A 16776-nucleotide genomic window follows, 5' to 3' on the forward strand; every position below is an offset into this window, starting at 1 on the left:
GCCCGGACGGGTTCCGGCCGGAGGTGTTCTCCCCGTCGCCGCCCCCTCCCGGTTCCCCCGGCTCCGGGCCCCTGCGGCGGGGCCCCCGCACCGGGTCACGGGCCGGTTCGCGGGCCTCCACGGCGGGCGCCGCTGCCGGACGCCCCGCCGCGAAGGCGGCGGAGGCGGCGCGGGCGGCCGCGACGCGGACGCGGTCCGGCAGCGCTGCCGGCAGGCCGGGCGTGCGGGAGGCGCTCCCCGCACGCGCGGGGGTGGGCGGCTCCTCTTCTCCGGGGCCCGGTGCCGCTGCGGCCACGCCGCGGGAGGCGCCGCCGGGACCGCGCTCACCCCCCACCCCCGCGCGCGCCAGGGCGAGGGCGGTGTAGGCCGCGGCGAGGCGGGCGGGGTCCGGCAGAGCGGGGGACGGTGCCGGCCGGCGGGTCATCCCGCGCTCCCGGGGCTGGAGTGCCAGAACTTCCGCGGCGTCCCGGCCGGGTCCCCGGCCGGGCGGAGGTCGGCCCAGGGGTGCATGCGGTAGCCGGTGGACATCTCGATCCGCCGTCCTCCGGTGGGGTCGCCCTCCTCGGCGGCGCCCTCGTCCGGGGCGTCACCCTCGTCGGCGCCGGCTTCCCCGCCGGAGGCGAGGCGCGCGGCGACCGCGTCGAGACCGCCGGTGCGGCGGAGTTCGGCCAGTTCGGCGAGGTTCCACGCGGCGGCGCCGACCACGCTGAGGCTGCGCGGCCCGCGCCGCTGCACGACCCCGCGCACCAGCAGCAGCCAGGAGTGGAAGACGGTGTGTGCGCAGGCGGCGTGACTGTCGTCGAAGAACGCGAGGTCCACCAGTCCGGTGCCGTCGTCCAGGGTGGTGAAGATGACCCGGCGGCCGCTGCGGATGGGCGGCGTCTGGGTCGCCGCCTTGGCCCCGGCGACCAGCACCGTCTCGCCGTGCCGGGCGGTGCGCAGCGACCGCGCGGAGTGGGCGCCGAGTTCGCGCAGGAACTCGGCGTGGTCGCCCATCAGGTGGCGGGAGGTGTCCATGCCGAGGACGCCGAGTTCCGCGCCGAGCCGTTCGTCGCGGTCCAGGTCGGGCAGGCCCGCGGCCTCCGGCGCGGCGGCCTCGCCGAGGGCGAGCTGGCCTTCGCGGGCGCCGTTCCCCCGCTGGTGGCGGTGGAGTTCGGCGATGTGCAGCAGCATGTCGCGCCGGTTGCCGCCGAAGGCGTCCAGCGCGCCGACCCGTGCCAGGTTCTCGGTGACCGGGCGGGAGGGGCGGGCACGGCGCCACAGGTCGGCCAGCGAGTCGTAGGGCTGTCCGGCGGCGATCCGGCCGGCATCCGCCTCGCTGATGCCGTGGACCTCGCAGAGCGCGAGCCGCAGTCCCCACTCCTCCGCGCCGGGCTCCCGTTCGATCCGGTAGGAGGTCCCCGAACGGTTCACGTCCAGGGGGAGGACGGGCACCCCGCGCCGCCGGGCGTCCGCCAGCAGCAGCCGTTTCGGGTACATGCCGGGGTCGTGTTCGAGCAGCCCGGCGTAGAAGGCGGCCGGGTGGTGGGCCTTCAGCCACGCGGACTGGTAGGTGGGCACGGCGAAGGCGACGGCGTGCGCCTTGCAGAAGCCGTACGAGCCGAACGCCTCGATGATCTCCCAGGCGCGGGCGAGCGTCGCCTCGCCGTAGCCGCGCCGGCCGGCCTCGCGGGTGAACCAGGCGCGGACCCGGCCCTGCCGTTCGGCGTCGGAGAGTGCGCGCCGCGCCTCGTCGGCCATCGGGCGGCCGCAGCCGGTCATCACGTCCAGGACCCGGATGATCTGCTCGTGGAAGACCACCACGCCGTACGTCTCGCGCAGCGCGGGCTCGAGGTCGCGGTGCGGGTACCGTGCGGGACGGCCGCCGCGCCGGGCCTCGATGAAGGGGCGCACCATGTCGGCGGCCACCGGACCGGGACGGAACAGCGAGATGTCCACGACCAGGTCGTGGAAGGTCTCCGGCTGGAGCCGTCCGATCAGGTCCCGCTGCCCGGGAGACTCGATCTGGAAGCAGCCGAGGGTCTCGGTGGAACGGATCAGGTCGTAGGTGGCCGGGTCGCCCTGCGGCACGGAGTCCAGGTCGATCCGCTCGCCGGAGGCGCGGGCGACCTCACGCACGGCGTGCGCCATCGCGGACTGCATCCGGACGCCCAGCACGTCCAGCTTGAGCAGGCCGAGTTTCTCCACGTCGTCCTTGTCGAACTGGGACATGGGCAGGTGTTCCCCGCTGGTGGGCACCACCGGGGTGCGGGCGCGCAGCGAGCGGTCGGAGAGCAGCACCCCGCAGGGGTGCATGGCGACGCCGCGCGGCAGCCCGTCCAGCGCCTCGACCAGCGACCAGAAGCGGTCGCCGTGCTGTTCGGCGGCGACGTCGCGCAGTTCGGGGAGTTCGGCGAGCGCGGCCCGCGCGTCCTTCGCCCGGATGTGCGGGAACGCCTTGGCCAGCCGGTCCACTTCGGCCGGGTCCATGCCGAGGGCGGCGCCCACGTCGCGTACGGCGTGCCGCACCCGGTAGGTCTCGGGCATGGCGACGGTGGCCACCCGCTCCTCGCCGAAGCGGTCGAAGATCGCCCGGTAGACCTCGATCCGGCGGGCGGACTCGACGTCGACGTCGATGTCCGGGAGAGCCTTTCTGCGCGGGGAGAGGAAACGTTCCATCAGAAGGTCGTGCTCGACCGGGTCGGCGTTCGTGATGCCCAGCAGGTGGGCGACGAAGGAACCGGCGCCGGAACCGCGGGCGGCGACCCGGATGCCCATGCCCTTCACGTCCTCGACCACCCGGGCGACGGTGAGGAAGTAGGAGGAGAAGCCGAGCTGTTCGATGATCCGCAGCTCGTTCTCCAGGCGGCGCCAGCGCGCGGCGTCGCGGTCGTAGCGCATGCGCACCATGCCGGCCGTGCAGTGCGAGCGCAGCACCCGCTCGGCGGTGCGCCACGCGGCGCCCACCAGTTGCGGCTCGGGGAAGTGCACCCGGCCGATGCCCAGGTCGTCCTCGGGGTCGATCCGGCACTCGGCGGCGGTCTCCTCGGTGACCCGGAGCAGCCGGTGCGCGGCGTCGCTCCGGTAGCCCGCGGCCTCGGCGACCGCTGCGGCCATCCCGGCCATCTCGCCGGGGCCCTTCAGCCACCGCTGGCCGCCGTCCAGCCCCCGGCGCTCGTCGATCGGCACCAGGCGGCGCGCCGCGTCGAGCACGTCGGCGACCGGCCCCTGCCCGGGGTCGGCGTACCGCACGGCGTTGGTCAGCACAGGCCGTACGCCCTCCTGCACCGCCAGGCCGAGCGTCCGCGCGGCCTCGCGCAGCGGCCCCGAGGCGGTGGCGGCGAGCCGCAGCCCGTCGCCGAAGAGGTCCCGCCACGCCCCCAGCAGGCGGGCCGCCCGGTCGGGGCGGCCGGCGGCCAGCGCGCGGCCCACGTCGGACTCCGCCCCCAGCAGGACGACCGGCCCGGCGGTCCCGTCACCGTTCCCGGCGAGGTCCTGCCAGTCCAGCTGGGGGCGGTCGCCGCCGGAGGCGTGGGCGGCGGTGACGGCCCGGCACAGCCAGGCCCAGCCGGGTGCGCCGCCGCGCGCCAGGAAGACGGCGCGCTGGGCCGACTCGTCGACGAAGGCGCCGCCGCGGACGGGGGTGCGGCGGCGGCGCACGGCGGTCGCGGCCTCGGCCTGTTCCGCCACGGCCAGCTCCACCCCGTACACCGGCCGGACCCCCTCCCGTGCGGTCGCCCGGGCGAACCGGACGGCGCCGGCGAGGGTGTCCCGGTCGGTCAGGGCGACCGCCTCCATCCCGCGTTCGGCCGCCCGGTGCGCCAGCGCCTCGGGGGACGAGGCGCCGTACCGCATCGAGAAACCGCTGGTCACGTGCAGATGCACGAATCCCGTCATCCGCACGCACCTCCCACCGTGTCCGCACCCCCCAGCTCACTCGCCTCTCACCTCCCACCATAGCGCCTTGCTCGAATACATGTTCGAGCACACCACGAGACGGCACACCCCCTTGCGGCGACCGCTTGCCACGGCGAAAAGTTAGTCTCTAACATGAGCCTGTGGCAGCACCCGACTCGGCGACGAGCAAGCGGCAGCGGACCTCCGCGCGCATCCTGGGCTGCGCGCTGGACCTGTTCGAGCGCCAGGGATTCGAGCGCACGACGGTGGCGCAGATCGCGGCCTCGGCCGGGGTGACGGAGATGACCTTCTTCCGCCACTTCCGGGCCAAGGAGAACGTCGTTCTCGACGACCCGTACGACCCGCTCATCGCCGCCGCCGTCGCCCGCCGGCCGCGCGCCCTGGGGGCACTGCCACGCACCGTCCGGGGCATCCGTCACGCCTGGCGGGAACTCGACGAGCCGGAGAGCGATCTCGTCCGCCGCCGGGTCCGGATCGTGGCGCTCACCCCCGCCCTGCGTGCCGCCGCGTGGCGCAACAACGCCGCGACCGAACAGCTCATCGTCGACCAGCTCGTCCGCGACGGCACTCCTGTGCTGCGCGCCCACGCGGCGGCGGGAGCGGCGCTGGCGGCGCTGATGGCGGCCCTCTTCGAGTGGGCGCGCCGCGACGACGTCGCCCTGGCGGAGGCGGTCGCCGTGGCACTGGACACCCTGGACCCGCCGGACAGGCCGGATGGGCCGGACAGGCCGGATGGGCCGGACAGGCCGGACACCGTGGAGGACTCTCATGACTGACCTCCGGCTGACCGCGCGGGGACTCGCCCGGGGGTTCTCTCCGCACACCGGCGTACGCGGCATCGACCTCGAGGTCGCCGCGGGGGAGATCCACGCGCTGGTGGGGCTCAACGGAGCCGGCAAGACCACCCTGATGCGCCTGCTGCTCGGCATGCTGCGCCCGGACTCCGGCACGGCCCGCATCGACGGGCACGACGTCCGCACAGCGGGGGCGGCGACGTGGGCACGGGTGGGGCACCTCGTCGACGGCCCGCTCTGCTACACGGACCTCGACACCCGCACCAACCTGCGGATCGCCGCGGCGCTGCGCGGAGTCCCCCGCGGTCGCCGCGAGGAGGCGGTGCGCGCGGGCATCACCGCGTTCGGCCTCGAACGCTACGCGGGCGTGCGTGCGCGCGTGCTGTCGCAGGGCAACCGGCGACGGCTCGGCCTGGCCGCCGCGCTCCTGCACGATCCGTCCGTCGTCGTCCTCGACGAGCCGACCGACGCCCTGGACCCGAGGGGCGTGATCCGGCTGCGAGAGATCCTGATGCGGCGGGCGGGCGCCGGGGCCGGCGTCCTCGTCTCCAGCCACCACCTCGACGAGGTGGCGCGCATCGCCGACCGCGTCACCGTCCTCCACCGCGGCGGGGTGATCGGCTCCCTCGACCCCGAAGGCGCGGACATCGAGCGGGCGTTCTTCCGCCTCGTGCACGCCGACGAGGAACGGCACGGCGACCGGGAGGCCGCATGAACGGCACCGCCGTCCTCGCGGCCCTCACCGTGGAGGGGCGCAAGACCACGGCCTCCCGGGCAGTCCTCGTCACCACGGTCCTCCTGGTCGCCGGCATCGCCCTGCTCGCCGGTTCCCTCACGTGGGCGGCCGCCCGGGGCAACGAACGGGTGCTCGCCCAACTCGGGCCTCTCGCCGGGGAGGCCGGCTGGGACCGTCTGATGGGCGTGGTCGCCCAGGTCACCGCCGCCGCCTCCCTCCTCGGCTTCGGTACCGTGCTGAGCTGGATGTTCGGCCGCGAGTTCACCGAGGGCACCGTCAGCGGGCTGTTCGCCCTGCCGGTGAGCCGTCCGGCCGTCGCCGCGGCGAAACTGGCCGTCTACCTGCTCTGGGCGCTGGGCGTCGCCGCACTGCTGACGGCGCTGCTCGGCGCGGTGGGCACCGCTCTTCGCCTCGGGACGGTGGACGCCGGCGTGATCGGCGCGTTGGCCCGGCAGTTCGCGCTCACCGCGCTGTCCGCCCTCCTCGCCCTCCCCGCCGCGTGGGCCGCGACGCTCGGCCGGGGCCTGCTGCCCGGCATCGCCACGACCGTGGGCGTCCTCGTCGTCGCGCAGGTCGTGGCCGTGGCCGGAACGGGTGCCTGGTTCCCCTTCACCGCGCCGGCGCTCTGGGCCCTGCACCCGGCCGGCGTCTCCCCCGCCCAGCTCGCTCTCGTCGGCCTGGTCCCCCTCGTCTTCGGGCCGGCGGTTCTCCTGACCTGGCGTCGCCTCCAGCTCGACCGCTGACGGGGCGGGTCGGCCTGCGCCCTCCGCGTCGGCGCCAGGCGCCCTTTCCCCGGGGTGGGGAGGCCCCCACTCCTACGCGCCCCCTTGACAACCCCATTGGTCTGGACCAGATTGCGTCGACACTCGCCCTCGTCCACCCGGAGGTTGTCGTGGACCGCCCCAGACGTTCCGGACGCCCTGCACCGCCCCGTCCGCCCCGCCGTCGCGCGCGCCACCGGCTGCGCGCCCTGCTCCTCACCGCGGCCCTGGCGGCCGGCGGGCTGGCCGCCGTGGGTCCGGCCTCCCACGCGGCGGGCGCCGAACTCGCCCGGAACGGCGGCTTCGAGTCCGGCCTGGACGGCTGGAGCTGCGCGGACGGCAGCGGGACGGCCGTGGACAGCCCGGTGCGCAGCGGCACTTCGGCGCTGAAGGCGGTGCCCGGCGGCGGGCACAACGCCGAGTGCAGGCAGACGGTGACCGTACGGCCGGACTCCACCTACACCCTGAGCGCCTGGGTCCGGGGCAGCTACGTCTACCTGGGCGCGAAGGGCACCGGCACCACCGACGTCTCGACGTGGACCCCCTCCGCAGCGAACTGGACCCGGCTGTCCACGACCTTCACGACCGGCCCGGACACGACCTCGGTGACCGTGCACCTGCACGGCTGGTACGGCACACCCGCCTACCACGCCGACGACCTGTCCCTCACCGGCCCCGGCGGCGATCCCGGCGATCCGGGCGACCCGCAGCCGCCCGCCCCACCCACCGGACTGACGGCCGGCGCCACCACCTCCACCAGCGTGTCGCTGAACTGGGACGCGGTCGACGGCGCCACCGGCTACCGCGTCCACCGCGACGGCGCCGAGGCGGGCGAGGTCACGGGCACCACGACCACGGTCACCGGCCTGTCCCCCGCCACCTCGTACACCTTCCAGGTCACCGCCGTGAACTCCGCGGGCGAGTCCGCCGGGTCCGCCACGGTCACCGCCACCACGCGCGACGGCGGTGGCGGCGACGGCGGCGGAGCCCTGCCGGAACACGCCCTGGTCGGCTACCTGCACGCGAGCTTCGCCAACGGCTCCGGCAACACACGGATGGCCGACGTGCCCGACTCGTGGGACGTCATCGACCTCGCCTTCGGCGAGCCGACCACCCCCACCTCGGGCGACATCCGCTTCTCCCTCTGCCCGCAGAGCGAGTGCCCGGACGTCGAGTCCGAGGCGGAGTTCAAGGCCGCGATCAAGGCCAAGCAGGCCGCCGGCAAGAAGGTGCTGATCTCCATCGGGGGCGCCAATGGGCAGGTACGGCTGGAGACCGCGGCGGCCCGCGACGCCTTCGTCTCCTCCGTCGGCGCCATCATCGACGAGTACGGACTCGACGGCCTGGACATCGACTTCGAGGGGCACTCCCTGTCCCTCGACGAGGGCGACACCGACTTCCGGAACCCGACCACCCCGGTGATCGTCAATCTGATCTCCGCGCTGGAGACGCTGACCGCGCGGTACGGCGAGGACTTCGTCCTGACCATGGCGCCCGAGACCTTCTTCGTGCAGCTCGGCTACCAGTTCTACGGCTCCGGCGAGTGGGGCGGCCAGGACCCGCGCGCCGGCGCCTACCTGCCGGTGATCCACGCCCTGCGGGACGACCTCACCCTGCTGCACGTCCAGAACTACAACTCCGGGCCCATCATGGGACTGGACGACCGGCACCACACCATGGGCTCCGCCGACTTCCCCGTCGCCATGACCGACATGCTGCTCACCGGATTCCCGGTGGCCGGCGACCAGGACGCCTTCTTCCCGCCCCTGCGCCCCGACCAGGTGGCGATCGGACTGCCCGCGTCGGTCAACGCGGGCAACGGCCACATCTCCCCCGCCGAGGTCGACAGAACGCTGAACTGCCTGACCCGGGGCACCGGCTGCGGCTCGTACGCGCCACACGGCACCTGGCCGGGCCTGCGTGGGCTGATGACCTGGTCGGTGAACTGGGACGAGTTCAACGGCCGGGAGTTCTCCCGCAACTTCGACGCCTACTACGGACGCTGACCGACCCGGCCCGCCCGCGCCCGGGGGAAACGCAGGCGGGCTGGTCCGCTGCCGCCCCGGGCGGGGAACGCGGGCCGGGGTCGCCGGCGTTGTCGGTGACGTGAGCGAGCACTCCGACCACGGGCCTTCTCGGGAACACGAGCAGGCCGTCCGGGAGCGGCTGAGCGCCCGGCGCAGCGAGACGCGCGCGCAGATCACGGCGCTGACCCGCGAGTACGAGGGGATCGTCGAGGCGAACGCCCTGGTGGCGATCGACGACGAGCACGACCCGGAGGGGTCCAGCACCGCTTTCGAACGCCAGCATGTCGCTGCCCTGCTCGATCGGGCGCGAGCCCACCTGGACGAGCTGGATCAGGCACTGCGACGGCTCGAGCGCGGTGCGTACGGGCGGTGCGAAGGGTGCGGCGAGCCGATCCCCTCCGAACGCCTGGAAGTACGCCCGGCAGCCACCCTCTGCGTCCGCTGTGCCGAGGCCCGCCCCCGTTGACGGAAGGCGGAACACGTCGGGGATTCGAGGGTGCACGGGGACATCAGGGAGGGCACGGGATGGACGAGGGCGCGTGGGAGACGGCGGGGCGGCTGGCGACGTGGCTGGACGGGGCGAGTGCCCGGCCGCGGGAGACGAAGCTGCTGCTCCAGGTGCTGAAGATCACCGAGGAGGCGGGCGAGGCGGCGGAGGCGCTGCAGGGGATGCTGGGCGCGAACCCGAGGAAGGGGCACAGCCACGGCGAGGAGGACCTCGCGGCCGAGCTGTGCGACGTGGTGCTCACGGCGATGGTGGCGCTGTCGACGCTGACACCGGACGCGGAGGCCGTCTTCCGCCGGCACCTGACCCGCGTCGCCGCCCGCTCGCTGGGCGACGGTTGCGCCGTGGGCGGATCCGCTGCGGGAGAACGACGCGCCGGCCCGGAAGCCGGCGCCGCAGACTGAGGCGCATGACGACGACGGAGCGAGTGGAGCGCGTGGCCGTGCTGGCCGACGTGCACGGGGTGCTGCCGGCGCTGGAGGCGGTGCTGGCGGAGCCCGGCGTCCGCGGCGCCGACCGCGTCGTGCTGGCGGGCGACCTGGCGGCCGGTCCGCTGCCGGTCGCCACCCTGGCCCTGCTGGCCGGCCTGGGCGACCGCGCGGTGTGGGTGTCGGGCAACGCCGACCGGGAGCTGGTCGAGTACCGCCGCGGCCGGCGCACGGAGGTCCCCGGCCCGATCGCCCCCTGGGCGGCGGAGCGGTTGCGCGCGGACCAGGTGGAGCTGCTGACCGGGCTGCCCGCCACCGCCACGCTCGACGTCGCCGGACTGGGCCGGGTGCTGTTCTGCCACGCCACGCCACGCGACGACGAGGAGGTGGTGCTGGTCGACTCGCGTCCGGAGCGCTGGGCGGAGGTGTTCTCCGGGGTGGGCGACGACGTGGCGGCCGTGGTCTGCGGCCACACGCACATGCCGTACGTCCGCCTCACCCACGGACGGCTCGTGGTCAATCCGGGCAGCGTCGGCATGCCGTACGGGCGCCCGGGGGCGCACTGGGCGCTGCTCGGGCCGGGCGAGGCCGTGTCGCTCCGCCGCACCGCGTACGACGCCGACGCCGCGTGTGCCCGCATCGCCGCCGCGTCCGGGTTTCCGGACGCGGCCGCCTGGGCGGACGAGTACGTCCGGGCGCGCAACGGCGCGGAGGACGCGCTGGCCGCCTTCGGCCCGGGGGACGGCCGGCCGCCGGGCGGCGGCGCCGGGCGGCACGGAGTGTGACCGATGTCAAAGAATTGGCCCCCGTGAGCGACGCGGTGCAGGGTAGGGGAAGCACAAGGACACAAGCACACCCCCTGCACACAGCTGACACCAGCGCTGCACGCGCACGGCAGAAGGAGCCACATGAGGATCGGGATCGTCGGAGCCACTGGTCAGGTCGGCAGCGTGATGCGCGAGATCCTGGCCGAGCGGAACTTCCCGGTCGAGACGCTGCGCCTGTTCGCCTCGGCGCGTTCGGCCGGCCGCACCCTGCCCTGGAAGGACGGCGAGGTCACCGTCGAGGACGCGTCGACCGCCGACTACGCGGACCTGGACATCGTGCTCTTCTCCGCGGGCGGCGCGACGTCGAAGGCGATCGCCGAGAAGGTGGCCTCCCAGGGCCCGGTGGTGATCGACAACTCCTCCGCGTGGCGGCTGGACCCCGAGGTGCCGCTGGTCGTCTCGGAGGTCAACCCCGACGCGGCGAAGAACCGCCCGAAGGGCATCATCGCCAACCCGAACTGCACCACGATGGCCGCGATGCCGGTGCTGCGCCCGCTGCACGACGAGGCCGGCCTGACCGCGCTCGTGGTCGCCACCTACCAGGCGGTCTCCGGCAGCGGACTGGCCGGTGTGGCGGAACTGGACGAGCAGGCCCGCAAGGCGGTGGAGACCGACGCCACCCGCCTGACGTTCACCGGCGACGCGGTCGACTTCCCGGAGGGGAACAAGTTCAAGCGGCCGATCGCCTTCAACGTGCTGCCTCTCGCCGGCTCGATCGTGGACGACGGCCTGGACGAGACGGACGAGGAGCAGAAGCTCCGCAACGAGTCCCGGAAGATCCTCGACGTCCCCCACCTGAAGGTGTCGGGCACCTGCGTGCGCGTGCCGGTCTTCACCGGCCACTCCCTCCAGGTCAACGCCCGCTTCGAGCGTCCCCTGAGCCCGGAGCGCGCGCGGGAGCTGCTGGCCGGCGCGCCGGGCGTGGAGCTGTCGGACATCCCGACCCCGCTCCAGGCCGCGGGAGCCGACGCCAGCTACGTGGGCCGCATCCGCGCCGACGAGACCGCGGAGAACGGGCTGTCGCTGTTCCTGTCCAACGACAACCTGCGCAAGGGCGCGGCGCTGAACGCCGTGCAGATCGCGGAGCTGGTCGCGGCCGAGTCCCGCTGACGCTCCCGCCCGAGCGCGCTGCGCGCACATGACGGTGCCCCCGGACCGGGAAGGTCCGGGGGCACCGTCGTGGTGTCACCGCGTGCGCGTCGGCGTCAGGGGAGAGTCGCCCCGTACACGTCGAGCGCCTCGCTGACGGGCTGGAAGAAGGTCTGGCCGCCCGAGCTGCAGTCGCCGCTGCCGCCGGAGGTCATACCGATCGCCTTGTCGCCCGCGAAGAGCGCGCCACCGCTGTCGCCCGGCTCGGCGCAGACGTCGGTCTGGATCAGACCGTCGACCGTGCCCTGCGGGTAGGAGACGGAGGCGTTGACGGCCTCCACGGTGCCGCTGTGCACCTGCGTGGTGCTGCCGCTGCGGGTCACCTGCATGCCCACGGTGGCCTCGCCCGGGCCGGAGATGGCCTGGCTGGTGCCGTCGTAGAGGTTGACCTCGCTCGGGTTGTCCACGCTGCCCGAGTACATCACCAGACCGTAGTCGTCGCCCGGGAAGCTGCCGCCCTCGGTGTCGCCGAGGGTGGCGCCGGCCTCGTCGGTCCAGGTGGAGACGGCCTCGGTGCAGTGGCCGGCGGTGATGAAGCCGGGCTGGCCGCCCACCGTGACGTTGAAGCCGAGCGAGCAGCGGGAGCCGCCGCCGTAGATGGCGTCCCCGCCCGCGATGCGGGTGGTGAACTCGCCCTCGGTGCGCTTGAGGACGGCCTTGCCGCCCTCGGCCTTCACCTGCTTCTTCAGGTCGGCCAGTTCGGCTCCGGAGACCGTACGGTCGGCAGTGATGACGACCTTGTTGGTCACCGGGTCGACGACCCGGGAGGTGCCGGTCAGGTCCCGCTCGGTGAAGGTGTCCTTCACCGACTTCAGCTGGGCCAGGGTGTGCTCGACGACGCGGGCCTCGGCACCGGCCGCCTCGACGGTCTTCTTGGCCGCCTCGTCGACCACGTTCACCACGAGGCGCTTGGCGTCCGCGTCGTAGTACGCGCCCGCATGGCCCTCGACGTCACCGACGAGCTTGTCGGCGAGGCCGGTCGCCGCCTGCACCGAGAGGGTCTTGGGTGCGGGCGCGGGCGCCGGGCTCTCGCTGGCGTTGGCGTTGGCCAGGGTCAGCGATCCGCCGACGAGGGCGGCCACGGCCGCTCCGGCGACTGCAGCGCGGCGCTTGGGTATCCGACGGTGTCTCAACTCTCGACCTCCTGTGGGGGCGGGCGGGCCCGAGACGGGGCACACCCGGAGGGTGGAGGCACGGGCACGCCGAAGTGGGGGGAGGCGCGTCCATGCCAATGTGATCGCCGAGTATCACGCGTCACTCCAGGCGACACAACCCCCGAAAAGCCGGAACTGTCCGGTAATCGGCCTACTGGTTCCCGGAATCCGTCCGCTTTTCCCCGAGTTCGAGTTCGGGGTGAACGTCCACAGGGGGCACGATCCCCACATCCTGGTCCGGACCTGCACCGATCTCCCCCTCGGCGGGCACGCCTTCGGCAGCCAGTTCGCGTCGGGCGGCGTCCGCCTCCGCCTTTTCGGCCGGACCGGGGCCCGCACCGGAGGGACCGTAGTCGCCGGTGCGCTGCGAGCGGTCCAGGAAGCGGAGCAGCTCGACGGGGAAGGGCAGCACGAGGGTGGAGTTCTTCTCGGTGGCGACGCTGGAGACGGTCTGGAGCAGCCGGAGCTGGAGCGCCGCCGGCGTGTCGGACATCGCCCGCGCCGCCTGGGCCAGCTTCTTCGACGCCTCCAGCTCGGCTTCGGCGTTGATGACGCGCGCCCGCCGGTCGCGCTGGGCTTCGGCCTGCCGGGCCATCGACCGCTTCATGCTCTCCGGAAGCGAGACGTCCTTGATCTCCACACGGTCGACGTTGACCCCCCATTCGACCGCCGGGCTGTCGATCATGATGGCCAGCCCCTGGTTCAGCTTCTCCCGGTTGGACAGCAGGTCGTCGAGCTCGCTCTTGCCGATGATCGACCGCAGCGAGGTCTGCGCCATCTGCGACACGGCGAACCGGTAGTCCTCGACGCGCACCACGGCGTCCGCCGGATCGATGACGCGGAAGTAGACGACGGCGTCGACCCGTACCGTCACGTTGTCACGCGTGATGCCCTCCTGGGCGGGGACCGGGAGGGTCACGATCTGCATGTTGACCTTCTGCAACCGGTCGATCCCGGGCACCACCATCGTGAACCCGGGATCGCGCAGCGTGGACTGCAGCCGGCCGAGGCGGAACACCAGCCCGCGCTCGTACTGCCGGATGACACGCGCGGCGGCGCCTGCGTAGACGGCGCCGCCGGCGAGTGCGGCAAGGATGAGCTCGACGATCATGACTGGCCCCCAAAGTCCGACTTATCCCCCACGGTAAACCCGCCGGTAGCCGGGGTCGAGCCCTCCGGGAAGGGCTTCGGGGCCCGCTCGGGACCGTCACGGCGGGGCCGCGGCGGCGGGCGGCTCAGGCTCCGCAGTCGCAGCAGCAGCCGTCGCAGCCGCAGCAGTCGCACGCGCAGTCCCAGTTCCGGGAGCACCGCTCGCGCCTCTTGCGCCTCTTGCGCGACCAGGGACCCTCGTACTCCTTGGCACAGCAGATCCGGCAGGTGCAGAGGAGGCCGAGGAAGGCGCCGCAGCCGGCGAGCAGCCCGCGGGGCGGCCGCTGCCCGTCGCCCGGCAGGTGCGCTCCCGGCCCGCCGGGGCCGCCCGGTCCGCCGGGGCCGCCCGGTCCGCCGGGGCCGCCCGGTCCGCCGGAACCGGAAGGCCCACCCGGGCCGAACGGGCCACCCGCGCCGTCGGGGTCGCCGCCGCCCGCGTACGGGTTGCCGGGGACCGGCTTGCCGAGGGGCACCGGGCCGGGAGCGCCGTGGCTGCAGGTGGTGGTGCCGAAGGCGCGGTCGACGGCGCGTGGCAGTTCGTGGGCCAGCAGCCGGTGCACGAGACGGCCGTCGGCGAAGTCGACGTCCCGCAGGGCGAGCCGGATCCCGTGCGCCGCGTCGTCGCACAGACGCCGCACCTCGGGCAGGGGCGTGGCCGTGACCGTGACCGGGTTCCAGGCGCCCGCGGCCTCGTCGGCCGCACGGTCCTCCACGGCGTCGAGCAGGTGGGCGAGGCGGCCGAAGAGCCGTCCCGCCTCGGCGAGCGGGACGGCGTTGTGCGGACGTCCGGCGAGCACGGCGGTGTGGGCGAAGGCCGCGGCAGTGGCCGTCTCGGCGGGTTCGGTGACGGCGAGGAGGTCGCCGCCCGGACCGGCGGCGGCCTCCACCAGCGGCTGCCGGTCGACGGCGTCGACCAGCAGCGCGGTGTCGAAGCCGAGGGACGCGCCGGTGCGCGCGCCGGCCCGTTCCCAGCCGGTGGCGACCCGGCGGGCGGCCGCGGCCACCGGCCGGCGGGCGAGGAGTCCGTCTCCGTCAGTGACGTGGTCGCGGGTCTTCGCCGAGGCCAGGACGAGGGAGACCGAGGCGGCGAGCCGTGCGCCCTCACCGTGCGCCACGGACGCGGTCCGCATGCCGCGCAGCGGGCACGGGCCGGCCGTACGCCTGCCGCCGCGCACGTCGGCCGTCTGGGCCTCGGTGAGAGCGGACAGAACGAGTCCGTCGTAGTTGGTCACCACGCGGGCGAACTGCCCGTGGTCGGTGCGCAGGGCCAGGCACAGGCCGCAGAGGTGGGCCGCCCAGGCACGCTGCATTTCCGTTCCCAGTCGATGGCGGCAGGGCCTGATGATTCCGAACATCGTTTCCCCCGTTACGTCGTGACAGCGCATCATCGCAGGAAGCGGGGGAAGGCTGGAAGCCACACCCCGGTCACCCGTATGTCGTTCCTGCCACCCGTCCGGAGGGAAGGGCAGAATCTTTCGCACCGTCATCACCCGTATACGGCAGGATCGCTGATCGGGCAGCATGATTTCTGCACCAGAACCGTCACGAAACACCCTCGGAGCGGCAATCCGCTTGGCACATTGTCAGCCTCATGGAAGACCATAGGAATGGCGGGCCCCGCGGCGGGCCGGTCACGGCAGCACTTTCGAAGCCGCGCGCAGAGGAGAGGAGGCGTCCATGGGATCGGTGCGCAAGGCGAGTGCCTGGCTGGGCCTCGTCGACGACAGCGAGATGCGTTACTACGACGACGATTACGCCGAGGGGCCGGAGCCGGGCGACGCCGCCCGGGAGTCGTGGGTCACCGACCCCCGGGTCCGGGTGACGGCCGAGACCGCGCAGGACCAGGGCACCCGCATCGCCACGATCACCCCGGACGGCTTCCGGGACGCGCGCGGCATCGGCGAGCTGTTCCGGGACGGCGTCCCGGTGATCGTGAACCTCACGTCCATGGAGTCCGCGGACGCCAAGCGGGTCGTGGACTTCGCCGCCGGGCTGACGTTCGGGCTGCACGGCTCCATCGAGCGGGTGGCGACGCGGGTCTTCCTGCTCACCCCCGCCGACTACAAGATCGTCAGCGGTGAGGAGCGCCGCGCCTCCGAGGGCGGCTTCTTCAACCAGAGCTGAGGGAGGGACGTCCCGCCCGGACGCCCCTCCCCCGCTCCGACGGTCAGCGGAAGGCGTCCACGCCGGTGAGCGCCTTGCCCAGGACGAGCTGGTGCATCTCGACGGTGCCCTCGTAGGTGAGCACCGACTCCAGGTTGGTGGCGTGCCGCATCACCGGGTACTCCAGGGAGATGCCGTTCGCGCCGAGGATCGTGCGCGCGGTGCGGCAGATCTCGATGGCCTCGCGCACGTTGTTCAGCTTGCCGAAGCTCACCTGCTCCGGACGCAGCCTCCCGGCGTCCATGCGCGTCCCCAGGTGGTGGGCGAGCAGGATGCCCTTGTGCAGCTCGACCGCCATGTCGGCCAGCTTGGCCTGCGTGAGCTGGAACCCGGCCAGCGGCTTCCCGAACTGCTCCCGGGTGCGCGAGTAGTCCAGGGCGCTCTCGAAACTGGCCCGCGCGGCGCCCATCGATCCCCACACGATGCCGTAGCGGGCGTGGCTCAGGCAGCTGAGCGGACCGCGCAGCCCCTTCGCCTCCGGCAGCACGGCGTCGGCGGGCAGGCGCACTTCGTCGAGCACGAGTTCGCTGGTCACCGAGGCGCGCAGGGACCACTTGTGCCGGATCTCGGGGGCGCTGAAGCCCGGAGTGTCGGTGGGCACCACGAAACCGCGGATGCCGTCGTCGGTGCCGGCCCAGACGACGGCGACGCCGGCCACCGAACCGTTGGTGATCCACATCTTGCGGCCGGTCAGCAGCCAGTCGGACCCGTCGCGCTTGGCGTAGGTGCGCATGCCCGCCGGGTCGGAGCCGTGGTCGGGCTCGGTGAGGCCGAAGCAGCCGATGACCTCGCCGGAGGCCATCCCGGGCAGCCACCGCTCCTTCTGCTCCTCGCTGCCGAAGCGGTGGAGGGCGTACATGGCCAGCGAGCCCTGCACGGAGACCAGCGAGCGGATGCCGGAGTCGGCGGCCTCCAGCTCCAGGCAGGCCAGGCCGTACTGGACGGCGGACGCGCCCGCGCATCCGTAGCCGGTCAGCGACATGCCGAGGGCGCCGATCGAGCCCAGCTCGCGCGCCATGTCGCGGATGCCGGGCAGCTCTCCGCGCTCGTACCAGTCGGCGATGTGCGGCAGCACCCGGTCGGCGGCCCAGGAGCGCACGGTGTCGCGGACCGCCCGGTCCTCGGGGTCGAGCAGGTCGTCGAGGCCGAGCGGGTCGGCCGGGTCGAATGGCGGCAGCGCGGACAT

The 16776-nt window shown here is 73.9% G+C and carries 14 protein-coding genes; 9 read left to right on the forward strand and 5 right to left on the reverse strand.

The genetic code is table 11. From position 1 onward, the window contains the following. Positions 1-420: 420 nt before the first annotated feature. Positions 421-3876: a DNA polymerase III subunit alpha gene (locus K304_RS0104750; RefSeq protein ID WP_027762814.1), complete on the reverse strand. Its 3456-nt coding sequence runs from the start codon at positions 3874-3876 to the stop codon at positions 421-423. A gap of 161 nt (positions 3877-4037) precedes the next feature. On the opposite strand from K304_RS0104750, the gene K304_RS27285 reads away from it, so the two are divergent. From K304_RS27285 to K304_RS0104790, 8 genes are all read left to right on the forward strand, one after another. Next, on the forward strand, positions 4038-4673 hold the full coding sequence (locus K304_RS27285; RefSeq protein ID WP_199779555.1) for a TetR/AcrR family transcriptional regulator: 636 nt from the start codon (positions 4038-4040) through the stop codon (positions 4671-4673). Continuing rightward, positions 4666-5406 carry an ABC transporter ATP-binding protein gene (locus K304_RS0104760; RefSeq protein WP_027762815.1) on the forward strand — a complete coding sequence of 247 codons (741 nt, stop codon included), beginning with the start codon at positions 4666-4668 and terminating at the stop codon, positions 5404-5406. The genes K304_RS27285 and K304_RS0104760 overlap by 8 nt, the downstream gene beginning before the upstream one ends. Beyond that, positions 5403-6170 carry an ABC transporter permease gene (locus K304_RS0104765; RefSeq protein ID WP_027762816.1) on the forward strand — a complete coding sequence of 256 codons (768 nt, stop codon included), beginning with the start codon at positions 5403-5405 and terminating at the stop codon, positions 6168-6170. Before K304_RS0104760 ends, K304_RS0104765 begins: the two co-directional genes overlap by 4 nt. Positions 6171-6319: 149 nt before the next feature. Beyond that, positions 6320-8194 carry a glycoside hydrolase family 18 protein gene (locus K304_RS0104770; RefSeq protein ID WP_078528515.1) on the forward strand — a complete coding sequence of 625 codons (1875 nt, stop codon included), beginning with the start codon at positions 6320-6322 and terminating at the stop codon, positions 8192-8194. A 100-nt stretch (positions 8195-8294) separates the two neighbouring features. After that, positions 8295-8681 (forward strand): TraR/DksA C4-type zinc finger protein, encoded by a 387-nt coding sequence (locus K304_RS0104775; protein ID WP_051307870.1) that lies wholly within the window; start codon positions 8295-8297, stop codon positions 8679-8681. 59 nt (positions 8682-8740) lie between these two features. Further along, entirely contained in the window at positions 8741-9124 is a 384-nt protein-coding gene (locus K304_RS27290; RefSeq protein WP_199779556.1) for a nucleoside triphosphate pyrophosphohydrolase family protein, read from the forward strand. 5 nt (positions 9125-9129) lie between these two features. Further along, complete coding sequence (locus K304_RS27295) at positions 9130-9933, forward strand: metallophosphoesterase family protein (protein WP_051307872.1); 804 nt, start codon at positions 9130-9132, stop codon at positions 9931-9933. Between the two features lie 123 nt (positions 9934-10056). After that, a complete protein-coding gene (locus K304_RS0104790) occupies positions 10057-11085 on the forward strand; it encodes an aspartate-semialdehyde dehydrogenase (RefSeq protein WP_027762819.1) in 1029 nt (342 codons plus the stop codon). A 95-nt stretch (positions 11086-11180) separates the two neighbouring features. Here K304_RS0104790 and K304_RS0104795 read toward each other — a convergent pair whose 3' ends face one another. From K304_RS0104795 to K304_RS0104805, 3 genes are all read right to left on the reverse strand, one after another. Continuing rightward, entirely contained in the window at positions 11181-12257 is a 1077-nt protein-coding gene (locus tag K304_RS0104795; RefSeq protein ID WP_051307874.1) for an alpha-lytic protease prodomain-containing protein, read from the reverse strand. 172 nt (positions 12258-12429) lie between these two features. Continuing rightward, positions 12430-13389, reverse strand: coding sequence for a slipin family protein (locus K304_RS27300; RefSeq protein WP_078528518.1), 960 nt, complete (start codon positions 13387-13389; stop codon positions 12430-12432). A 124-nt stretch (positions 13390-13513) separates the two neighbouring features. Next, on the reverse strand, positions 13514-14782 hold the full coding sequence (locus tag K304_RS0104805; protein WP_027762821.1) for a DUF5685 family protein: 1269 nt from the start codon (positions 14780-14782) through the stop codon (positions 13514-13516). Positions 14783-15104: 322 nt separating this feature from the next. On the opposite strand from K304_RS0104805, the gene K304_RS0104810 reads away from it, so the two are divergent. Next, complete coding sequence (locus K304_RS0104810) at positions 15105-15551, forward strand: cell division protein SepF (protein WP_027762822.1); 447 nt, start codon at positions 15105-15107, stop codon at positions 15549-15551. A 43-nt stretch (positions 15552-15594) separates the two neighbouring features. On the opposite strand, the gene K304_RS0104815 is transcribed toward K304_RS0104810, so the two are convergent. Then, positions 15595-16776, reverse strand: a complete 1182-nt coding sequence (locus K304_RS0104815; RefSeq protein ID WP_027762823.1) for an acyl-CoA dehydrogenase family protein — start codon at positions 16774-16776, stop codon at positions 15595-15597.

This window comes from Streptomyces sp. CNS606, from assembly GCF_000426325.1.